We start from the raw sequence: 14,191 nt of genomic DNA on the forward strand, positions 1-14,191 counted from the left end.
AGCTATTATGGGATCGATCCCACACTCCTTATGGGATCGGTATTCCTTGTTGTTTCTTGGTCCGGCATTGCGTCATCGCTGACCGGCGCAGCGTTCAGGCAACCTCCCTTTGCTGTCGTGGCGCGGCGACGCTTGCCCGGACCACGAGGCTGGTATCGACAGTCGATTGCAGGGGACCCGTTCCGGGTTCTCCGAGCAATTTGAGCAGGAGCGAGGCCGCGACCTCGCCCAGTGTATCAACGGGCTGGCGCACCGTGGTCAAAGGCGGCCACAGATGCTTGGCATGAAAGGCATCGTCGAACCCCATGACTGATACATCATCGGGCACGCGCAGCCCCGCATCGCGCAGGGCCAACAGCACGCCGGCGGCCATGTCGTCGTCACCCGCAAAGATGGCCGTGAAGTCTCGTCCGGATTCGATCAGATCGCGGGTTGCGGCATAACCGAAGTCCTGATGGAAGATGCCGTTGACGATATGGATGTCTTCAAGGCCCAGCCCATGCTCGTTAAGCGCGGTGGCGATCCCCTGCATGCGGGCCATTGTATCGCCAAAATCCACCTGACCGGACAGATGCACGATCCTGCGGTGGCCCTGCTCGAGCAAATGGTTCATGGCGGCCCGCGCGCCGTTGAAATTGTCGAGGACCACCCTGCCCCGCGACACCGGGCACTGATTGTGGCCAATGGAAACCACCGGAACCCGCGCCTTGCGGACGATGTCCACAACGTCCTCGCGCATGGGCCGTTCGAGATAGACCACGATGCCGTCGCAGGACCGGTCGACCAGCTCGATGATGGCGCGCGCCTCCTCGTCCTGGTCGGCATAACCAGAGGACACGATGAGCGACTTGCCGGCCGGACGGGTCGCGCGCTGCACGCCATAGATCATGTTAGCGAAATAGGGCGTACCGACGTCGACCACGACCGCGCCGATTAGATTGGAGCGATTGGATCGCAGGGCCTGTGCCATGGTGTTGGGGCGGTAGCCGAGATCGGCAATGGCCGTCTCGATGGCCTTGCGCTTGGATTCGGACACATAGCCATTGCCGGCCACCACCCTCGAAACGGTGGAGCGTGATACGCCCGCGCGTCTTGATACGTCGGTGATGGTGACCATACCGCCCGTGTCCTCCCTGCCGGCCTCTTGTGGGACCGATCCCATAAATCATGAAATCGATTGCACCCCGGAGTCAAGCGCAGCCCGAATAATTTGCTATAGTCGTTTTCTACCAAGGGTTTACGCTGTGCATTTCGGCGCCGCAGGCCAAAAATGCTACCCGAACGACGAACAACGGCTCTAGACCTTGTCGCCAACCAGTTTGGTGGGAAGCAGTTCGCCCTGCTCGCTCAGGATCGAATAGGCGATGCCGGTGAGAAGCGAATTGATGCGGCGCAGGGCGTGCATTGTTTCCAGGTGCAACTCGCTGGTTTCGAAACTGTTCGGATCGCCGGAGCGAAGACGGGCGAAATGTTGCTCCATGCTGCGCCGCTCCATCAGCCCGATCTCGTCTTTTTCGGCCACGAGCTGGCGGGCGGATTCGGCATCCTCGGAGACCAGAACATTGAGCGCCAGTTGCATATTGGCCAGCACGCGCGCGTGCAAATCGGTCAGTTCCTGCCAGCCCTGTTGCGAGAAGGCCAGGCGCCGTTCGGATTTCTGGTCGGCCACCCGAAGCAATTGGCGGGCGACGATATCGCCGGCCTGTTCGAGGCCGATGGCAAAGGTGCTCAGGTCCGAGGCGCGCCGCGTCTGGTCAGCATCCATCTGATCCCAGTCGAGGCGCGTGAGAAACAGCTTGATCGCGTGGTTGGCGTCGTCGACCTCTGGCTCGAGGTCCTTGACGCGGCGGATGGCGGATTTGTCGCCGCTGCGGACGATCTCCATCACCGGCTGCAGCATGACTTCGACCATCTCGCTCATGCGCAGCAATTCGCGGGTGGCGCTGGCCAATGAGGCGTCGATATTGCCATTAGGATCAACGACTAAGGCGGTGCGGCGAAGGCGGGCGATGTCGGATTGCCCCGGCGGCGGCGTATCCTTGACCAGCCAAGTCATCAGGGCCTCGACCGGCCGGGTGAGCGGCAAGCCAATGGCCAGGACCCCGATATTGAACAGGATATGAACAAGACTGGCCTGCTGACCGACTGTTCCGGGCAGACCGAGCTGATGGACCTGCAGGAATTGAAGCAGCACGAGGCAAATCAGCGCCGCACCGCCGCGCAGGGCCAGGGCGCCTGCCGCGATCCGGCGCGCGCGCACATCGGCGCCGCGGGTCATGCCGAAGGCGATCAACGTGCCGCCCAGATTGGCGCCGAGCAGGAAGGCGGCGGCGACCTCGATGGGTATGACCCCGGCAGTGCCGAAGGTGATGATGACCAGGACACTGGCCACGGATGAATAAGAGGCCCAGGTAATCAGCGCAGCAACGGCAAAGCTGGTCCAGAGGTCGCCCCGCAGATAGGTCACTACGGCGGCCAGGACGTCGCTGTCGCGCCAGGGCGCGGTCGCCTCGGAGACCATTTCGAGCGACAGCAGCACGAAGGCGACGCCGAGGATCATGCGCCCGACCTGCTTGGTTCGGCGCTCAGTGCCCCGCAGGAAGAGCAATCCGCCGATGATGATCAGCGGGGCGGTCAGTAGTGACAGGTCAAAAGAGAGAATGCTGGCGACGAAGGCCGATCCCAGATAGGCGCCCAGCATGAGGGCAAGGCCGGTCGCAACCGACATCAAGCCGCCGCCGGCAAAGCTTGCGGCAAGGGCGGCAACCGCCGTTGAGCTCTGCAGCGCAAACGCCAGCGCCATGCCAATGGCCGCGGCTCCCAGCCTGTTGCGCTCCGCCCGGCCCAGGGTTCGCTTGAGTTCGGCCGCATAGGCCCTCTCCACCGCCGTTCGGACCATGCGCACGGCCCAAAGCAACAGGACGATGGCAGCGATCAGCTGCACGGCGATGAAATACACGCAACCCTCCTCCGACGACGCAGACGCGCCAGTGTCACATGATGTTCACATGAACCAAGCACTTGCAACATTAGAGATATTCACAGTCCGAACCTGCGATTCCGCATTGTCACATACCTGTTAAGTGGCTGATTTAGAAGCGCACTCAGGTTGGCTTATATGGTCGGCCGCCTTCCCCCGATGTTCATATGAACATTTCCTGTTTGCAAAGGATGATTCGATGCTGTCAAATGTCACCAAGCTCGGGACGAGGAGGTCTCAGGGCAATAACAAGGGAGTGAGCATGTCCAAGAACACTTTGTGCCTGTCCGTGGGGCTGGCCGCCGTCCTCACGGCAACCCCGGCAATTGCCCAGACCGAAATCGCCTGGTGGCACGCCATGGATGCCCAACTGGGTGAGCGGCTGGAAGGCATAGCCAACGGCTTTAACGAGAGCCAGGACGAATTCGTCGTCGTTCCCACCTACAAGGGTACGTACCCCGAGACGCTGACCGCCGCCATTGCCGCCTTCCGCGCCAATGAGCAGCCAGCCATCGTGCAGGTCTTTGAAGTGGGCACCGGCACCATGATGGCCGCCAAGGGCGCCGTGAACCCGGTCCACTCGCTGATGACCGACAATGGCGAGGCCTGGGACCCCAGTGGTTTCCTCGCTCCGGTCACCGGCTATTACTCGGACACCGATGGCAACATCCTGTCGATGCCGTTCAACTCATCTACCCCGATCATGTACTACAACAAGGACGTGTTCGAAGAGGCCGGGCTTGATCCGGAAGTGCCACCCAAGACATGGGCCGAACTTGAAACCATGGGTCGGCAGATCATGGAATCGGGTGCAGCACCTTGTGCCCTCAGCAGTGCCTGGATCACCTGGATCCAGACCGAAAATCTCTCGGCAATCCACGACCAGCCGTTCGGCACGCTCGAGAACGGTTTCGGTGGCCTCGCGACTGAATTCACCTTCAATGGTCCCGTTCAGGTCAAACACTGGGAAAACCTCAAGAAATGGGCTGACGAAGGCCTGTTCCAGTATGGTGGTCCTGTCGGCGGTGCCGATGCTGGTCCGAAGTTCTACTCTCAGGAATGCGCGATCTTCATGAACTCCTCGGCAGGGCGCGCTGGTGTCATTGCCAATGCCACGGAGTTCGATGTCGGCTTCGCGCCACTTCCCTATTATGACGACGTTATCTCCGAACCAAAGAACTCGATCATCGGCGGCGCCACCCTCTGGGTCCTCAATGGCAAGGATCCAGCAGTGTACGAAGGCGTAGCCAAGTTCTTCAGTTACCTGTCGAGCCCTGAAGTCCAGGCTGACTGGCACCAGGCGACCGGCTACCTGCCGATCACCAATGCCGCCTACGACCTGGGCAAGGAGCAGGGCTACTACGAAGCCAATCCGGGTTCGGATATAGCCATCAACCAGATCACCCGCGGCACGCCAACGGCCAATTCCAAGGGTGTCCGCTTTGGCAACCTGACCCAGGCTCGTGGCGTGGTCGACGAAGAGTTCGAGGCTCTTCTCGCCGGCAACAAGACCGCCCAGGAGGCACTCGACGCCGCCGTTGAACGTGGCAACCAGATCCTGCGCGACTTCGAAGCCGCCAACCAGTGACCTCCCCGGACCGCCCGCGGCCTCGGCCGTGGGCGGTCCTCCCGGGCAGCCTCGTGCCGCCCGCTCGTCCAGTGGTGACCGTCGGGGGAGTTCTCGGCCCAAATGCAAACCAAGCGCACGATCTTTCCCAACAGGTTGCTACCCTACGCCCTGCTGGCTCCCCAATTGGCGGTGACCCTGATCTTCTTCATCTGGCCTGCAGCGCAGGCGGTGAAGTCGTCCTTCGAGCGCGAAGACCCCTTCGGCTTCCGCACCACGTTCATCTGGTTCGAGAATTATTCGCGCCTGTTTTCGGACCCGGGCTATGTGAATTCACTGTCCAAGACGGCCGTCTTTGCCGTTTCGGTGACGCTGCTGTCGATGTCGCTGTCGCTCATCCTGGCGGTCGCGGTCAACCGGGTGCTACGCTCCAATCGCTTCTATACCACCCTGCTGGTGTGGCCCTACGCGGTGGCGCCAGTGGTCGTCGGCATCCTGTGGTGGTTCATGTTCAACCCCAACATTGGCATCGCGCCGTACCTGCTTCGCGGCTTGGGGATCGACTGGAATCACCGCGTCGACGGCAACCAGGCCATGATCTTTGTGGTCATCGCCGCGAGCTGGAAGCAGATATCCTACAATTTCCTGTTCTTCGTGGCCGGTCTGCAATCGGTTCCCCAATCGCTGACCGAGGCCGCGGCAATCGATGGCGCCGGACCGTTCAAGCGGTTCTGGACCATCGTCTTCCCACTGCTCTCCCCAACCACGTTCTTTCTGCTCATCGTCAACATCAACTACGCCATGTTCGACACGTTCGGCCTCATCGACTCCACGACCTCAGGCGGACCGAACCAGGCCACGAACCTGCTGGTCTACAAGGTCTATGCCGACGGCTTCCTGGGCCTCAACATCGGTTCGTCCGCCGCCCAGTCGGTGGTGCTGATGGCCATCGTGATCGTCCTTACCGCCATCCAGTTCCGCTTTATCGAGCGGCGCGTACAATATTGAGGAGCGCCAGACATGGTTGAAAATCGTCCCCTGCTCGCCTTCCTCACCCATCTGGTGCTGATCGTCGGCGTCGTCATCGTGGTCTTCCCAGTGTATCTCGCCTTCATCGCCTCCACCCATGGCAGCGGTGACTTTATGCGCGGACTGGTGCCCCTGCTCCCGGGTCCGTACCTGATCGAGAATTACGGCCACATGCTCACGGTCGGCATCTCGACCTCGGGCGCCCCGCCGCTCTGGATCATGCTGCTGAACTCGCTGATTATCGCGGTCATCATCGCGGTGGGCAAGATCGCCATCTCGCTGCTGAGCGCTTATGCAATCGTGTTCTTCAAGTTCCCGTTCCGCATGGTGGCGTTCTGGATCATCTTCATCACGCTGATGTTGCCGGTCGAGGTGCGCATCATCCCCACCTTTGCGGTGGTGGCCAATCTGGGGCTGCTCAATTCCTATGTGGGGTTGACCCTGCCGCTCATCGCCTCGGCCACAGCGACATTCCTGTTCCGCCAGTTCTTCCTCACCGTGCCGGACGAGCTGATGGAAGCGGCGCGGGTGGATGGTGCAGGGCCGATGAGGTTTTTCCGCGACATCCTCATGCCGCTCAGCCGCACCAATATCGCGGCGCTCTTCGTCATCCTCTTCATCTATGGCTGGGTGCAGTATCTCTGGCCGCTGCTGGTGACCACCGACAGCAAATATTACACCGTCGTCATGGGCATCAAACGCCTCGCCGCCAGTGCCGATTCCGAACCGCTGTGGAACCTGGTCATGGCAGCGGTGATCCTGGCCATGCTGCCCCCCGTCCTTGTCGTCATCTTCATGCAGCGCCTGTTCGTCAAGGGCCTGGTCGAAACGGAGAAATAAGCCATGGCAACGATCGACCTGATCGACCTCAAGAAGAACTACGGCAATATACTGGCCGTCAAAGGCGTCAATCTCAGGGTGGCCGACGGCGAACTGATCGTGCTGGTCGGACCCTCAGGCTGCGGCAAGTCCACATTGTTGCGCATGGTGGCCGGACTCGAGGCCGTCACCTCGGGCCGGATCGAGATCGGCGGGCGCGACGTGGTCAAGGCCGAACCGGCTGAGCGCGACATTGCCATGGTGTTCCAAAATTATGCGCTCTATCCGCATATGAGCGTGCGCGGCAATCTGGAGTATGGCCTCAAGAATCGCGGCACGCCGCGCGAGGAGATCGACCGTCGGGTCAACGAAGCCGCCGACATCCTCGAGATCGGGGCCCTGCTTGACCGCAAACCGCGCCAATTGTCGGGCGGGCAGCGGCAGCGCGTCGCCATGGGTCGCGCTATCGTCCGCGAACCGGCAGCGTTCCTGTTCGATGAACCGCTCAGCAATCTCGACGCCAAGCTGCGCGTGCAGATGCGGGTGGAGATCCGCAAGCTCCAGCGGCGCCTCAAGACGACCAGTCTCTACGTGACCCATGACCAGCTCGAGGCCATGACCCTGGCCGACCGGCTGGTGGTGATGAATGGCGGTCTGGTGGAACAGATCGGCACGCCCACGGAGGTCTATGATCATCCCGCGACACTGTTCGTGGCCGGGTTCATCGGGTCGCCGCCGATGAACCTGATCGACTTGTCTTCACTGGCCGACAAGACCGGACTGGGCGCATTGCCAGCGAATACTGACATTGTCGGCATCCGCCCCGATGCTCTGTTCCTCACCCCGAGGGAGGGCACGGCGTTTTCCATGCAGGGCACAGTTGAACTGCTCGAACCCATCGGCGGCGAGAGCCACCTGCATGTGCGCCTGGACAGCTCCGGCCAGTCGGTGATTCTGAGCGTTCCCGGACGTCCCGAGATCGCCGAGGGGTCGGCCGTGACTGTTCACGCGCGCCTCGCCGATATCCATCCTTTCAACTCCGGGACGGGGCGGCGCACCGACGAACGTGCCGCAAATCTCTAGCAACAGCCTGAGGGCCTGCCACCCCTTTCACAAAGACGCGTCATGACACTCAACTCTTCCATTGGTCCCGCGCGGGACGAAGTCCAGGCCCATCGTGGCGCTTCGGCTATAGCGCCGGAGAACACTATTGCCGCCTTTCGCGCAGCGGCCGAAGCGGGCGCCAAATGGGTGGAGCTCGACGTGGCGCTCAGCGCCGACGAGCGGCTGGTGGTGATCCATGACGACAGTGTCGATCGGACGAGTTCGGGCAAGGGCTCGCTGGGTGTGCTGACGCAGAGCGAGATTGCCGGCTTTGACGCCGGGAGCTGGTTCGATCCACGCTTTGCGGGGGAACGCATCCCGACGCTGGCCGAGACCATCGCCGCCCTGGGCACGCTCGGCCTCAGCGCCAATGTCGAGATCAAGCAGCACCAACACCACAGGTCGCTCGACCAGCTGGTTCGTGCCGTGCAGGCCGATATCAGCCAGCGCGCGGCCGGCACCGAGATCATGATTTCGAGCTTTGACCCGGAAGCGCTCAAGGCCATGCATGCGCTGGAGCCAGACCTGGAAATGGCCATGCTCTGGGGACGGCCACCCGAGGACTGGGCCGAGCAGTTGGCTGCCATTCCGGCCAGCACCATCCACATGCATTTCAAGGCGCTGAGCATCGGCATGCTGGAAGAAACAACTCGGCGTGGACTGAAAGTGCGGGCCTGGACTTGCAACGACCCGGTTCAGCTCATCTCCTTCTGGAGCGCGGGGCTGACCGGGGTCATCACCGACGACCCGAAGGTGTTCCTCGGGTAGTGGGGCCAATATGGGGCAAGACATGCTGTCGGGCCGGCAAGGCGACATTCTGGCCCTGATCGAGGCCGACGGGGCTCAATATATCGAGCAACTCGCGGGCCGCTACGGGGTCACGACCCAGACCATACGGCGCGACATCAACGCGCTGTGTGACCTGGGCTATGCGCGCCGCTTCCATGGTGGCGTGGATGCGCCGGTGGGCAATCGCAACATTCCGATCAATGCCCGCGCCGCGCTCAACAGCGCAGTCAAGCAGCGTATTGCCCGCCGCATCGCTGCCGCCATCGAGCCGGGTTCGACCGTGTTCATGGGCATTGGCAGCACGGTGCAGTTTGTGGCCGAGGCGCTGCGCGGGCATGTGGGCCTGCGGGTGGTCACCAATAATATAGATGTGGCGCTGATGCTGTGTGATGCACCGCAGGTCGAGGTGCACATGACCGGGGGCCTGCTGCGCCACAATGACCGCGACGTGGTGGGCGCAGATAGCCTGCAGTTCTTCGAAAAATTCTATGCCTCCTATGCCGTCATTGGCGCCGGCGCGCTCAACCCGCAAAAGGGTGTGCTCGATTTCAGCTATTCGGAGGCCCAGACGACCACGACGCTCATCGCCAATTCGAGGGTGCAGTTCCTGGCGGCCGATGTCAGCAAATGGACACGCGACGCTTCGGTTCGCGTCGTGCCGTTCGAACGCATCACGGCCCTGTTCACCGACACGTTGCCCGTGGACGGGATCGCGGCGGCGGCCCTGAGCGCGGCCGGCACGGAGATCGTGCTGTGCGACGAGGAGCCGGCGTGATGTTCCAGGGCCCTGCTCCCGCCGCGGAAGATCTGAGCGGTGTGCGCTATCTGTTCACCGATATTGACGACACGCTGACCACGGAGGGCCATCTGTTGCCCCAGACCTATCAGGCCCTGTGGGATCTGCATGATGCCGGCATCAGCATCGTGCCGGTTACCGGCGGATCGGCCGGCTGGTGCGAGCATATCGTGCGCGCCTGGCCGGTGGTCGCGGCCATTGGCGAAAGCGGCGCCTTCGTCATGAGGGCCCAGGGCAATCGAGCCAGTTTCGAGTTCTGGGAAGACGAAGCCCTGCAGCTGCAGCGCAAGGAGCAGCACCTTGCGGCCATATTGCCGCTGCTGGGTAGGCGGTTCCAGTTGGCCCATGACCAGCGGCTGCGGGTGGCCGATGTGGCCGTGGACATTGTCGGGCATGACCGCGTCGAGGTCGATGCGCTGGCCGCCCGCATTCGCGCCATGGGCGGCACGGTGGCCATCAGCTCAGTGCATATCAACACCTGGCTCGGTGATTACGACAAGAAGGCGATGAGCCAGCGGGTGCTGCAACGCCTCGGTGTCGAGGACAGCGATGTCGCCCGTTTCGTCTCCTTTGTGGGGGACTCGCGCAATGACGCCCCCATGTTCAGCTATGTGGGCAAGTCGTTCGGTGTCGCCAATATCGTTCCGATCCTTGGCGACCTGCCAGCCAAGCCGCGCTGGATCACCAGCAGCCCGGCTGGACTGGGCTTTGTCGAAATCGCACGGGCGCTGCTGGATGCACGCGGCCGCTAAGGCGGCGCGCTGACCCAATTGCTGTCAGTTTCGCCGAAATGCCGGATGGCCTGCGGTTCGCCAAAGGCGGGCCATTGGGCGTTGCCGGTTCTGGCAAAGGCCAGTAGCGACCGGGACATGGTGGCGGCCAGCGCGGCGGCTGTCTCATCACCCATTGCCAGGGGTACGCGCGCCAGATCGCCGAAGGCGAAGGGCTCATCAAGGCCGTGCGCAGCACCGAGGCGACCGCCTTCGAAGCCAGGCACCCAGGAGAATTCATAGGCGAAGCCCATACCTCCGGCCGCTGCATGGGTTTCGAGCGTTTTCAACGCCGGATCGCGATAGATGGCGCGGGAGAGGAAGATTTCCTCATATTCGGTGAAGCCCAATCCGGGCCGTTGGGCTTCCAGTGCGTCAAGGCTTGCTTCCGCCGTGGCTGCGCCAAACCGCGCAAGAGACGCCAGCAGGGCCTGGCGCGTCTCCACTACTGGCATCATGCCGAAGGCGTACCACATGCGCGCCTCGTCACGCGTCCAGCCCGCGACGACCTGGTGGTCGCGGAAGCGGCCGGAGGCGATAGCATCGAGGGGATGGCGCTGCAGGCTGGTCCCGTCGAGAACGATGCCGAAGGTGCGGCCACCCGGCGCATTGCGCTCGCCCAGATGGGTGGCCAGCACCTGATCCTGTACCGTAAGGATGGTCTCGACCGGCAGGGTTCGCAAGGCGTGTTCGTCGCCCGGCGCCACGCCGCTGCGCTCGAGAAAGTCGGCGGCCAGGGCGGTGGCGGTCTCCGGCGCAATGATGCGGCTGGCGGGTCCGCTCATCAGCCAGACGCGGCGATAGAGGTGAGCGAGGTCGTCGACCCCGAACAGGGCCGAAATGGTGAACGCGCCCGAGGACATGCCGACCAGGGTGACATTGTCGGGGTCGCCGCCAAAGGCGGCAATATTGTCGTGGACCCAATGGAGGGCCGCGATCAAATCGAGCATGCCGCGATTGGCCGCCGCATAGTCCGGCCCGAAGGCCTCGCCCAGATGCAGGAAGCCCAGGGCCCCGACCCGCATATTGGGCCGCACCAGCACAACGTCGCCCCGATGCGCAAAGCCAGCCTCGTCGAGATTGCCGCCCTGGGCCGCGCCACTCTGGAAGCCGCCGCCAAAGGCGTGGACAATCACCGGGCGACGGCGTTCATCGGCAGCCGGTGTGTAGACATTGAGATTGAGGCAGTCCTCGCCGGTTTCAAAGCCATCGCCCTGCGGCGCCCATGCCGGCGCCTTACGGATGGCCTGGGGCGGGGCAAAACGATAGTCTGTCGCATCCACCAGGCCTGCATTGTCCAGCGCGACAGGCGGCCTGAACCGGCGCTCACCCAAAGGCGGCTCGGCATAGGGGATGCCGAGGAAGCGGTCTCCCCGCTCGTCCCGCAGGCCGCGATAGGTCGCCCGGCCACTGGGGACCTGGACAATGCCGTCACTCATGCCGCCGCGACCCCGTCCAGGAGGTGACAGGCCGCTTTCTGGCCACCGCCCAGATCACGCATGACCGGCTTGTCGGTGGTGCAGCGGGCAAAGGCATGCGGGCACCTGGTGCGAAATGCGCAACCAGAGGGCACGGCATGAGCGCTGGGAATTTCACCCTTGAGCCGCGCCCTCTGGCCGCTTCCTTTGCCTGGGGCAGAGGCAAGAAGCGCTTGCGTGTAAGGGTGGGCCGGCGCGCCATAGATGCGATCACGCGGGCCCTGTTCAATGATTTCGCCGAGATACATGACGCCGATTTCGTCGCACATGAACTGCACCACGCGCAGGTCGTGGGAGATGAAGAGCATGGTGGTGCCATGCCGGTCCTGTAGGTCGCGCATCAGGTTGAGCACCTGCGCCTGTACCGAGACGTCCAGCGCGCTGACCGGCTCGTCGGCAACGATCATTTCGGGATTGGTCGCGAGCGCCCTTGCGATGGCGATGCGCTGGCGCTGGCCGCCGGAAAATTCGTGCGGATAGCGGTCGAGCGCGGCGCGCGGCATGCTGACTTCGGCCAGCAGCCGCTCGGCGGTCCTGAGTTGCTCGGCAGGCGTACCGATGCCGTGAACCAGTTGGGGTTCGACCAGGGCGTCGCGCACGCTCATGCGCGGATTGAGCGAGCCGAACGGATCCTGGAAGATCATCTGCATGTGCCGCCGCTCGGCACGCAGGTCGCGTGCGGAGAGGCCTGCAAGGTCGCGTCCGCGAAAGCTTATGGCACCGCTGGTGGGTTCGACGAGGCGCAAAACCAGCCGGGCGGTTGTGGATTTGCCCGAACCCGACTCCCCAACGAGGCCAAATGTCTTGCCCTTGGGTATGCTGAAGCTGACATCGCGCACCGCCTTGACGGCCTTGAACGATTTGGAGAGGCCCGTGACGGAAAGGATGGTTTCGGTGCTCATCGATTGCCCTCCAGCGGGTGCCAGCACCGGGCATGGGTCTGACCGTGCCGTTCGAGCGATGGACGGGTCTGGCATTGTTGGTCGGCGCGGGTGCAGCGCGGGGCAAAACGGCACCCCTCGGGCCACTGCCCCACAGGCGGCACCGTGCCCAGGATTGGAGTCAACCGGGTACGGCCATCGTCATGAGCCGGGATGGCGTCGATCAAGCCGCGCGCATAGGGATGGGTTGGGGCACTGACGATATCGGCGCTGAGGCCGCGCTCGACCACGTCACCGGCATACATGACCACTGCCTTCTCGCAGAAATCGCCGACCACTTCGAGGTCGTGAGTAATGAACAGCATGGCAAGGTTCAATTCGCGTCGCATGTCCTCGAGCAGGTCGAGCACCTGGGCCTGAATGGTCACATCGAGCGCCGTGGTCGGCTCGTCGGCAATGATCAGCGAGGGGCCGCAGGAAATGGCGAGAGCAATCATCACCCGCTGGCGCATGCCGCCCGAGAGTTCATGCACATAGCCCTTGAGGATGTCGCGGGCGCGAGGAATGCCGACCCGATCGAGCAGTCCGGCGGCGCGATTGGTCGCCTCGGCGTGACTCAGCCCCAGATTGTGGCGGAGCGTATCGGTCATCTGCCGGCCGATGGAGAGCGTGGGGTGCAGCGCGGTCATCGGCTCCTGGAAGATGAAGCCCATATGCCGTCCGCAAAGCCGACGCCGATCTCCCGGGGACAGGTTCGAAATGACCTTACCATTGAGTGTGATCGTGCCGGTTATGACGGCGTTTTCTGGAGCAATGCCCATGATGGCCGAGGCAGTGATGGACTTGCCGCAACCGCTCTCGCCCACCAGCGCAACCGCTTCACCCTGGCGGATGGAGAAGGAGACATCGGTCACGATGGGCAGGAGGCCATCGGCATTGCGCAGCGACAGGGTGAGATTGTCGACATCCAGGACAATGGGGGCTTGCGGAACCGGCGAGAGATGGTCGGCCGGCAGCGGATTGAGGTGCGCGGTCATTGGTAACGGATCCGAGGGTCAAGAATGGCGTAGATGAGGTCGATGGCGAGATTGAGCACCGCCAGTACCAGCGAAATGGTGAGCACACCGCCCTCGACCAGCGGATAGTCGCGCCGTCCGACGGCCTCGACCAGCATGCGGCCAAGGCCGGGCAGCGCGAAGATGATCTCGATGGCCACCGCCCCGCCCAGCATGTAGCCGGCAGAAAGGCCTGCCACAGTTACAACCGGCATGGCGGCAGTGCGCATGGCATATTGGCCGATCACCTTGCTCTCGGGTAGGCCCTGGGCCCGCGCCGTGGTGATATAGGGTTCGTTGAGCACATCGAGCATGGACGAGCGCATCATGCGGGTCATGAGCGCGGACTGCCGGACGCCCAGCGCCAATGCCGGCAGGAAAATGGTCGATGCGAAGGCGATCACGCCCGCCGATGGCGGATTGTATCCGGCCACCGGGAACCAGCGCAGCGTCACCGCGAAGATAAAGATCAGCAACAGGGCGAACCAGAATTCTGGCAGCGATATGCCCAGCACCGCCGTGGTCACCACGCCGCGGTCAATCGGCCTGTTGCGGTTCATGGCCGAGATCAGGCCCATGGTGATGCCGATGACAATCGCCAGGGTCAGCGCCACCAGGGTGAGCATGATCGTCACGCCGGCATAGCGCGGGATGATCTGCATGACCGGCTCGCGGAAGAAGATCGAATTGCCCAGGTCGAGCGTGACGATGCCCTTGAGCCAGAGCAGGAACTGCACCCAGATGGGTTGGTCGAGGCCGAGTTGGGTCCGCAGTGCCGCGATCTGTTCGGTGGTGGCCTGATCGCCCAGCATCATGCCGGCGGGATCGCCGGGCGACAGGCGCAGCAGCAGGAATACCAGGATCAGCGGCACGAAGATCGTGGGCAGGATCAGAAGAAAGCGTTTTCCGAGATAGCGCAGCAT

Annotated in this window: 13 protein-coding genes; 7 read left to right on the forward strand and 6 right to left on the reverse strand. The window is 63.0% G+C overall.

The annotated features are described in order from the left end of the window. Positions 1–94: 94 nt before the first annotated feature. Together ACXYMS_RS07630 and ACXYMS_RS07635 are read right to left on the reverse strand one after the other, a co-directional pair. Positions 95–1,117 carry a LacI family DNA-binding transcriptional regulator gene (locus ACXYMS_RS07630; protein ID WP_458905143.1) on the reverse strand — a complete coding sequence of 341 codons (1,023 nt, stop codon included), beginning with the start codon at positions 1,115–1,117 and terminating at the stop codon, positions 95–97. 180 nt (positions 1,118–1,297) lie between these two features. Further along, complete coding sequence (locus ACXYMS_RS07635; RefSeq protein ID WP_458905145.1) at positions 1,298–2,959, reverse strand: Na/Pi cotransporter family protein; 1,662 nt, start codon at positions 2,957–2,959, stop codon at positions 1,298–1,300. A 283-nt stretch (positions 2,960–3,242) separates the two neighbouring features. On the opposite strand from ACXYMS_RS07635, the gene ugpB reads away from it, so the two are divergent. The 7 genes from ugpB (at position 3,243) to ACXYMS_RS07670 (ending at position 9,836) form a co-directional block, all read left to right on the forward strand. Next, positions 3,243–4,568, forward strand: coding sequence for a sn-glycerol-3-phosphate ABC transporter substrate-binding protein UgpB (ugpB, locus tag ACXYMS_RS07640; RefSeq protein WP_458905147.1), 1,326 nt, complete (start codon positions 3,243–3,245; stop codon positions 4,566–4,568). A gap of 102 nt (positions 4,569–4,670) precedes the next feature. After that, positions 4,671–5,555 (forward strand): sn-glycerol-3-phosphate ABC transporter permease UgpA, encoded by an 885-nt coding sequence (gene ugpA, locus ACXYMS_RS07645; protein ID WP_458905149.1) that lies wholly within the window; start codon positions 4,671–4,673, stop codon positions 5,553–5,555. 12 nt (positions 5,556–5,567) lie between these two features. Further along, positions 5,568–6,416 carry a sn-glycerol-3-phosphate ABC transporter permease UgpE gene (ugpE, locus tag ACXYMS_RS07650; RefSeq protein WP_458905150.1) on the forward strand — a complete coding sequence of 283 codons (849 nt, stop codon included), beginning with the start codon at positions 5,568–5,570 and terminating at the stop codon, positions 6,414–6,416. Between the two features lie 3 nt (positions 6,417–6,419). Continuing rightward, the gene (locus ACXYMS_RS07655) at positions 6,420–7,478 is read left to right on the forward strand and encodes a sn-glycerol-3-phosphate import ATP-binding protein UgpC (RefSeq protein WP_458905152.1); all 1,059 of its coding nucleotides are present in this window, start codon (positions 6,420–6,422) and stop codon (positions 7,476–7,478) included. A gap of 42 nt (positions 7,479–7,520) precedes the next feature. Then, positions 7,521–8,267 carry a glycerophosphodiester phosphodiesterase family protein gene (locus ACXYMS_RS07660; protein ID WP_458905154.1) on the forward strand — a complete coding sequence of 249 codons (747 nt, stop codon included), beginning with the start codon at positions 7,521–7,523 and terminating at the stop codon, positions 8,265–8,267. A gap of 10 nt (positions 8,268–8,277) precedes the next feature. Beyond that, positions 8,278–9,063 carry a DeoR/GlpR family DNA-binding transcription regulator gene (locus ACXYMS_RS07665; protein WP_458905155.1) on the forward strand — a complete coding sequence of 262 codons (786 nt, stop codon included), beginning with the start codon at positions 8,278–8,280 and terminating at the stop codon, positions 9,061–9,063. Beyond that, positions 9,060–9,836 carry an HAD family hydrolase gene (locus ACXYMS_RS07670; RefSeq protein WP_458905157.1) on the forward strand — a complete coding sequence of 259 codons (777 nt, stop codon included), beginning with the start codon at positions 9,060–9,062 and terminating at the stop codon, positions 9,834–9,836. The genes ACXYMS_RS07665 and ACXYMS_RS07670 overlap by 4 nt, the downstream gene beginning before the upstream one ends. On the opposite strand, the gene ACXYMS_RS07675 is transcribed toward ACXYMS_RS07670, so the two are convergent. From ACXYMS_RS07675 to ACXYMS_RS07690, 4 genes are read right to left on the reverse strand one after another with little or no spacing between them, the layout of a single operon-like run. Next, a complete protein-coding gene (locus ACXYMS_RS07675; protein ID WP_458905159.1) occupies positions 9,833–11,293 on the reverse strand; it encodes a carboxylesterase/lipase family protein in 1,461 nt (486 codons plus the stop codon). The two genes, ACXYMS_RS07670 and ACXYMS_RS07675, sit on opposite strands and share 4 nt — an antisense overlap. Then, on the reverse strand, positions 11,290–12,234 hold the full coding sequence (locus tag ACXYMS_RS07680) for an ABC transporter ATP-binding protein (protein ID WP_458905160.1): 945 nt from the start codon (positions 12,232–12,234) through the stop codon (positions 11,290–11,292). Before ACXYMS_RS07680 ends, ACXYMS_RS07675 begins: the two co-directional genes overlap by 4 nt. Beyond that, positions 12,231–13,250, reverse strand: coding sequence for an ABC transporter ATP-binding protein (locus tag ACXYMS_RS07685; RefSeq protein ID WP_458905161.1), 1,020 nt, complete (start codon positions 13,248–13,250; stop codon positions 12,231–12,233). The genes ACXYMS_RS07680 and ACXYMS_RS07685 overlap by 4 nt, the downstream gene beginning before the upstream one ends. Beyond that, positions 13,247–14,191 (reverse strand): ABC transporter permease, encoded by a 945-nt coding sequence (locus tag ACXYMS_RS07690; RefSeq protein WP_458905163.1) that lies wholly within the window; start codon positions 14,189–14,191, stop codon positions 13,247–13,249. The genes ACXYMS_RS07685 and ACXYMS_RS07690 overlap by 4 nt, the downstream gene beginning before the upstream one ends.

The sequence above is a fragment of the Devosia sp. CAU 1758 genome (assembly GCF_054482695.1).

What these genes read in the sequence shown, in the direction of transcription:
- ACXYMS_RS07630 (WP_458905143.1), bottom strand. Translation starts at nt 1,117, where the DNA reads ATGGTCACCATCACCGACGTATCAAGACGCGCGGGCGTATCACGCTCC.
- ugpB (WP_458905147.1), top strand. Translation starts at nt 3,243, where the DNA reads ATGTCCAAGAACACTTTGTGCCTGTCCGTGGGGCTGGCCGCCGTCCTC.
- ugpA (WP_458905149.1), top strand. Translation starts at nt 4,671, where the DNA reads ATGCAAACCAAGCGCACGATCTTTCCCAACAGGTTGCTACCCTACGCC.
- ugpE (WP_458905150.1), top strand. Translation starts at nt 5,568, where the DNA reads ATGGTTGAAAATCGTCCCCTGCTCGCCTTCCTCACCCATCTGGTGCTG.
- ACXYMS_RS07655 (WP_458905152.1), top strand. Translation starts at nt 6,420, where the DNA reads ATGGCAACGATCGACCTGATCGACCTCAAGAAGAACTACGGCAATATA.
- ACXYMS_RS07660 (WP_458905154.1), top strand. Translation starts at nt 7,521, where the DNA reads ATGACACTCAACTCTTCCATTGGTCCCGCGCGGGACGAAGTCCAGGCC.
- ACXYMS_RS07665 (WP_458905155.1), top strand. Translation starts at nt 8,278, where the DNA reads ATGGGGCAAGACATGCTGTCGGGCCGGCAAGGCGACATTCTGGCCCTG.
- ACXYMS_RS07675 (WP_458905159.1), bottom strand. Translation starts at nt 11,293, where the DNA reads ATGAGTGACGGCATTGTCCAGGTCCCCAGTGGCCGGGCGACCTATCGC.
- ACXYMS_RS07680 (WP_458905160.1), bottom strand. Translation starts at nt 12,234, where the DNA reads ATGAGCACCGAAACCATCCTTTCCGTCACGGGCCTCTCCAAATCGTTC.
- ACXYMS_RS07685 (WP_458905161.1), bottom strand. Translation starts at nt 13,250, where the DNA reads ATGACCGCGCACCTCAATCCGCTGCCGGCCGACCATCTCTCGCCGGTT.
- ACXYMS_RS07690 (WP_458905163.1), bottom strand. Translation starts at nt 14,191, where the DNA reads ATGCTGCGCTATCTCGGAAAACGCTTTCTTCTGATCCTGCCCACGATC.